Source organism: Holospora elegans E1 (assembly GCF_000648275.1).
GTDB classification, from domain to species: Bacteria; Pseudomonadota; Alphaproteobacteria; order Holosporales; family Holosporaceae; genus Holospora; species Holospora undulata_A.
Genome location: NZ_BAUP01000036.1, coordinates 1 through 6,313, shown reverse-complemented (window position 1 = coordinate 6,313; position 6,313 = coordinate 1). Strand labels below are relative to the sequence as shown.

Genomic DNA, 6,313 nt, shown 5'->3' with positions numbered 1-6,313 from the left:
TTCTTGTAGAGAATATATTTATTCACCTGAAACGCTGAAGAGGAATTGCAACGCGATACGCAAAAATACTTCTTCATTTCTTAATTCCGTTCAAATTAGATACCTTTTCTTTGGTTGAACTTTTCGTGACGACACTATCTAGCCCCTTCAAACATTTAAGTATGGAAAAAAAAGAAAATTTATGGATAATCAAAAAAAGATTTAGAACAAGGTCAGAGTATGGTGCTGCTTATTGCTGGAGGGTCAGGAGGGCATATATTTCCTGCCATTGCCTTGGCACAAAGATTAAAAGATTTGTCGTACGAGGTATATCTTTTGACAGATCAACGGGGGGAACGTTTTATTACGCAAGATGTGTCTTTGTTCGATCATGTAGAAGTGCTTGAGAATTTTTCTTTTTCTTCTGGGCACAATAAGTTTTATTTGAAGCCTATAGCATTATGTTTTCAGATTTGGCTGTGGATTCAACAAACACGAAAATTTTTTCAACTTTATTCCAATTCTGCCCAGGCTTTTTTTAGTTTTGGGGGATTAATGAGTGTGATCCCCATGGCTTTGGGATGGTTTTTTTATAAATATGATGGGAAAAAAATCAAATTTTTTGCTTTACATCAATCAGATCGAGTGCTTGGACGCGCAAATCGTTTTCTTGCTAAATGGATAGGAATACCTGTAGTGTTTACTGGATATCCTGAAACGTTAAAAGTTCCAAAAACTGTTTCTGTCATTCCGGTGGGAACTCCTGTACGTAAAGAGTTTTTTAAAATTCCTGATATTAAGTTTGAAAACGGTCCTTTGGGAATTTTGATTTTAGGAGGCAGTCAAAGCGCGTCTTTTTGGAGCAAAGTATTTTTAAACGCGCTGGAACTTCTTGATGAATCACACCGTCAGGCTTTTTGTATATTTCATCAATGCCCAGAAAAAGATCTTTCGTATGTGCAAGAACGGTATAACCAATTAAATGTTTCTTGCGATGTTCGAAGTTTTTTCTTATCTTTACCGGAAATTTTAAAGCAAGTACATGTGGTGTTCAGTCGGTGTGGTGCTTCTAGCGCAGCTGAATTGGCATGCTGTGGACGTGGAGGATTTTTTGTTCCCTATCCTTACGCAAAAGATCAACACCAAGATTACAATGCTGCTTTTTGGGTTTCTCAAGAAGCAGGGTGGTCTTGCCCTCAATCCGAATTAAATGAAGAGAAAATTGCATTCTTCCTTCAAGAGAGTCTAGAACACCCTCAGCGATTGTTGTATACTGGAGCTCGTGCGAAAAATTTTGGACGCAAAGATGCAGCAATGGCGATGATTCAATATTGGCAAAATGAGTTTTAAAAAAAAAATATGAAAAAAAATAAAGGTATTTATTTGTTTTATTTGTAGTATTGGTTTTTGTATCGTTTTTTATTATAGTACATATGGATAAAAAAGCTGTTTTTGTGCTGTGATGTACGTTTGAAGTTTAAATGGAATGTTGTTAAAATAGGTTATTGTAAAAAGTATGACAAAAAAAATAGATAAATCCGTTCATTTTATTGGTATTGGTGGAATTGGAATGAGTGCCTTGGCTCGTGTGTGCTTAGAACAAGGGTACAGAGTATCAGGAAGTACGTTGTCAGGGGAAGAAAGTTTACTAACTTTTCTAGAAAAAATGGGGGCAAAACTTTATCAAGGACATGATGCTTCCTATATTTCCAAAGATGTTGATTATGTTGTAGTCAGTTCCAGCATTCAGCCAAAAAACGTAGAATTGTTGGAAGCAAAAAAATTAAATAAAACAATTTTACATCGCTCTCAGTTTTTAGATTACCTTATTTCGGGCTATAAAGTTATTGCAGTAAGTGGAACTCATGGGAAGACGACCACTACGGCCTTAATTGGACATATGTTAGATGTTGCTGGGATTGATCCTCTTATTATTACCGGTGGTATTATGCCGTTATACCAAAGTAACGTGCGCCAAGGAAAAGGTCCATGGGCTGTTATAGAGGCTGATGAATCTGATGGCACTTTTCTTAATCTTTCTCGTGTTGATATCGCGATTGTTACCAACGTAGAACCAGAGCACATGGAGTTTTACGGAACAGAAGAAAATTTATTTTCTTTTTTTTCTAGGTTTTTATTAAAAGCATCTCAAAAAAGGATTTTAGGTAATCTTGGATCTTTTTGTGACTTTTTTGTAAAACAAAACGAGTCTTCATTAAATATAACTTATGGAACTCAAGGATCTGTTTCCTGTAAAAATGTTTCTCCTTTTTTGGAAGGTACTAAATTTGACGTTATGTTGACAGGACCTTGCCCTGTTTTGTGGGAAGAATTAAAGCTAAAGCTTAGAGGGATTCACAACGTATACAACGCACTGGCTGCAGTATCTGTAGCTCAAGCTTTGGAAATAAAAGCGTCAGATGTTTATAAAGCCTTCTCTACCTTTGAAAGCGTTCGCAGAAGGTTGACGTATACCGGTTCAGCTCAAGGAGTGCATGTTCTAGATGATTACGCTCACCATCCCACAGAAGTCAAAGCCGTATTAGAAGCGTTACGGTGTCACTATCCAAAGCAAAAGATTTTTGTTATTTTTCAGCCTCATCGTTATACAAGACTTCAGTATTTAATGGAAGGATTTGCAGAAAGTTTTTCCAACGCGGATGAAGTGATGGTTCTTCCAGTGTATAGCGCGGGAGAGCACCCTGTAGAAGGAATAAACTCTAAAACTTTGCTAGAGAAAATTCAAAAATTCCATGATAAGGCCTACATTTTTTCTGAATGGAGCTTAAGTTTGCCAGACTTATGTGACCATATTGCACGATTTTCAACTCAAGAGGATATTATAGTTTGCTGCGGAGCTGGAGACATTACAAAGCTTGCTTACGCTTTACCTGAAGCGCTAGAGCGTGTATTAACTGGAGTAAAAACTACAGTTAATGCTTCTTTGGTATGGAGGTAAAGAAATGAATTTATGGGCTTTAAAAGGTTCTTTAAAATTATATGATCGTTTAGATGCTCATACGTGGTTTCGTGTGGGGGGACCTTGTTTGGGAGTTTTTTCACCTTTAAACATTCATGATCTTTGCCAATTTATTCGACAGGTTTCAAAGCCGTATCGAATATTAGGTGCGGGATCAAACGTTTTAGTTCACGACGAGGGATGGCCAGGATTTGTTATAAAATTACAAAAAGGGTTTCATTCTATTACAGTAGAAAACCATCGCATTCGGGTCCAAGCAGGTGCTTTAGATCGAGTTGTTGCACAAACAGCACAAAAAGCAGGGCTTTCTGGTTTAGAGTTTTTGTATACAATTCCAGGGACGATAGGAGGAGCATTAGCACTGAACGCAGGATGTTATGGTCACGAAATTTCGAATGTGCTTGAAGAAGTTACCGTCATGAGTCCTTCAGGAGAATTGCATGTTCTTAGCCCAAAGGAATTAGGGTACGAATATCGTCGATGTGCTCTCCCCTTTGGGTGGATTTTTATTGAAGCTGTATTGTCTTGTACTCCAAGCGATCCCTCCAAAATTTTAGAACTTATGCGTAGATATGTTCAGCAGCGACAAAATAGTCAACCTTTACAAGTGCGCACAGGGGGAAGTACTTTTAAAAATCCCCCGGGAAGTTTTGCCTGGAAGTGGATAGATGCAGTAGGAGCAAGGGGAGAGCGTCTTGGAGATGCCCAGTGTTCTTCAACCCACTGTAACTTTTTAATTAATTTGGGGAATGCAACAGCACAAGATTTGTGGGCTTTAGGCAGTCAAATTCAAACTCGAGTGCGGTTAGCCCATCAAGTAAACTTGGAATGGGAGATTCATATTTGGGATGAGACTTTGTTTTTCCAAAGTCAACAAGAACAGTATGCAGCGCTGGCTTCTTATTAAGATCAAACCATGGAACTACAAAATTTAAACCTAAATCTTGCACATTTAACAATTCTTCATTCTGTATTAACTGCTGTCAATCACTCTTGATATATAAAATCTGGCGGCTGCTTTGTCAGATTAACATCCTTTTTGTGTTTTAGTTCTGCATTTATTTTCTCATTTACTTATTCAAAAATACAGAAATCAATTCACCCCCAATTTTCGTCATTTTATATTTTTGCAAGTAATCAATAAAATACATTTTGTATTGAGAAAAACATTAGACTTGTTCGTAAACTATCATTTAGCTAACTCCATACAATAAAATACATTTTGTATTGAGAAAAACATTAGACTTGTTCGTAAACTATCATTTAGCTAACTCCATAGTATAAATAGCAGAAATAAGATTAAGTCTTTGTCCCAATCTTTTTCTCCTATTTCTGTAACGATAAGTTTAAATCGTTTAAGCAATCCAATAACTTTTTCATTCATCTCTCTTTCACTTCAAAATTTTTTATTTTTATCTGTTCTTCTTTGGTAATTCAGGCGTACGATGCAGCTTTTTTCTCGATGAACCTTTTTTTTGGATTCTTTAAATCCTCTAAAATCGTGCCACTTACCCTTTGAAAACACCGTACATATGCCACGAGTTGTGTTCTTATAGAAAGCCACTTCTTTTTTTCTAAATAAAATTAATTTTGTTTATTATTACGATTTTTGATTTTTTTATTATTTTTTTAGCGTTTTATTGTGTTCTATTGATGTTTCTCTTAGTATAACTTCATAAATTTTTATCACTTTTTAGCAGTACCCAGGAAGCACAAAATAAGGGTACTTAATGGTGTCATACACAATACTCTCACTTGTAACTTTTGCTGACATAGAAAATAATATATGCGGTATTCGCGGACACATTCAAGTGCCCTCAAAAGACGATATTCTATGCTTGGCGTATTCTTCCTCCCCGCTTTTTTTTAACTTCTGCCTCTTGCAGAATATTCACCACTCTATAAAATGTATCCTTTTTAACTCCTGTCACCTTGCGAAATTTTTCTTTTGCTATTCTTTGATCTGTTCGTATTTGGTACCTTACCTCCTGGTCTTTTTATCATAAATCTTCTTTATAATCTAGTTTCGCAAGAAGTCTAATAAAAGAAGTACTAAAAAAAATCTTTTATATCTTGTCTTATAATTGCTTTGATTTTCATGATTCCCTATGTTTTCCGATTAGACACCAGCTACACTAAATTTTACAAAAATTCTAGGTTCGAAAACGATATAAGTTCTCTTTTGTAATTGTCCGGCTTATCAAAATGGCACTAAAGAATACGCCCAAAGTACTAATATTCCACCTTGGATCCATGCTTGTAGTAAAAAATACTGATGACAGGAGTATGATTTTATAAAACACACTTTTAGTAAACTATAATAAGTGATATTTGCAGATAATAAAACTAAAATTAAAGATTTTTCTGAAGAATAACTTAAAATTCCCATAATTCCCCAACGAATCATACACACTTCTAAAACCACTCTTCTTGTTTGATGGCGTGCATAGTTTGCCAAAGACTTTAAACCAAGCTTGCGATCTGCCCATTGATCAGGCGCGCTATAAACAGAATCGTACTCTATGCTCCATAAAACGGCAACAATATATTCTCCCCAACATAAAGATAAGCTGGGGATCATAGAAAGAGCAGCGCCAACCCACACTCCCCAACCAAATAGTACACCTAATGCTGCTTGAGGAATGATATAGCGTTTTAACCAAGGATAAGCTAAGGATAAAATCCACCCCACACATCCGAGAAAAACAACCCTAAACGGTAACGTCCATACTGCAAGAATACTAAAAAATCCGCAAATACAAATCATGGGAATTTTCCACCCTTCGGCTTTGCAAATCAAAGGGCGATTTTGAGTTCTAGGAACAAAATAATCTAATGGAGCATCTACCCAATCATTATAGACGCATCCTACCGATCGCATCCAGGTCGATCCCCAAAAAAGCCACGCCAGTTCCCAGAATTTTATACTTTTGTTAGTTTGACAAAAATATCCCCAAAGACACGGCCAAAACAAAAGTAATGTTCCGTGAATTTGAAAAAATCGAGCGGCAACAAACCATAATTTCCAGTTTTCTCTTGTAAAAACGCCTCTAGCTATGCGTAAATTAGAGTAATAAATTTTTTTCAATTTCATAAAAAAAATTATTTATTTGAATTATGAACTTTTACAATACTTTATCAAGAGTTTTTAAAAATTAAATTACTTGGGAAAGAAACTCATTAAAAAAATCCATAGCCAGGTTTATTCAAAATTTGTTATATACCAAATACCAAATCAAACTGAAAGTGTTGGACCAATGCGTTAAAAGTAGTCATTGACGCGCTCGACAAGATCTATGGCGATGTTGTCTCAGGTTTGGTCAAAAAAATGCAGCATACTCTTGCAAAACTTTT

4 protein-coding genes are annotated in these 6,313 nt (G+C 35.9%); 3 read left to right on the top strand and 1 reads right to left on the bottom strand.

The window, feature by feature from the left end; all coding sequences use genetic code 11:
* Positions 1–219 precede the first annotated feature (219 nt).
* From HE1_RS00940 to murB, 3 genes are all read left to right on the top strand, one after another.
* On the top strand, positions 220–1,329 hold the full coding sequence (locus HE1_RS00940) for a glycosyltransferase (protein WP_035543596.1): 1,110 nt from the start codon (positions 220–222) through the stop codon (positions 1,327–1,329).
* A gap of 166 nt (positions 1,330–1,495) precedes the next feature.
* On the top strand, positions 1,496–2,938 hold the full coding sequence (murC, locus tag HE1_RS00935; RefSeq protein WP_006301421.1) for a UDP-N-acetylmuramate--L-alanine ligase: 1,443 nt from the start codon (positions 1,496–1,498) through the stop codon (positions 2,936–2,938).
* Positions 2,939–2,942: 4 nt separating this feature from the next.
* Complete coding sequence (murB, locus tag HE1_RS00930; protein ID WP_024161486.1) at positions 2,943–3,866, top strand: UDP-N-acetylmuramate dehydrogenase; 924 nt, start codon at positions 2,943–2,945, stop codon at positions 3,864–3,866.
* A 1,293-nt stretch (positions 3,867–5,159) separates the two neighbouring features.
* Here murB and HE1_RS06315 read toward each other — a convergent pair.
* Entirely contained in the window at positions 5,160–6,053 is an 894-nt protein-coding gene (locus HE1_RS06315) for a UbiA family prenyltransferase (protein ID WP_052567160.1), read from the bottom strand.
* Between the last annotated feature and the right edge of the window lie 260 nt (positions 6,054–6,313).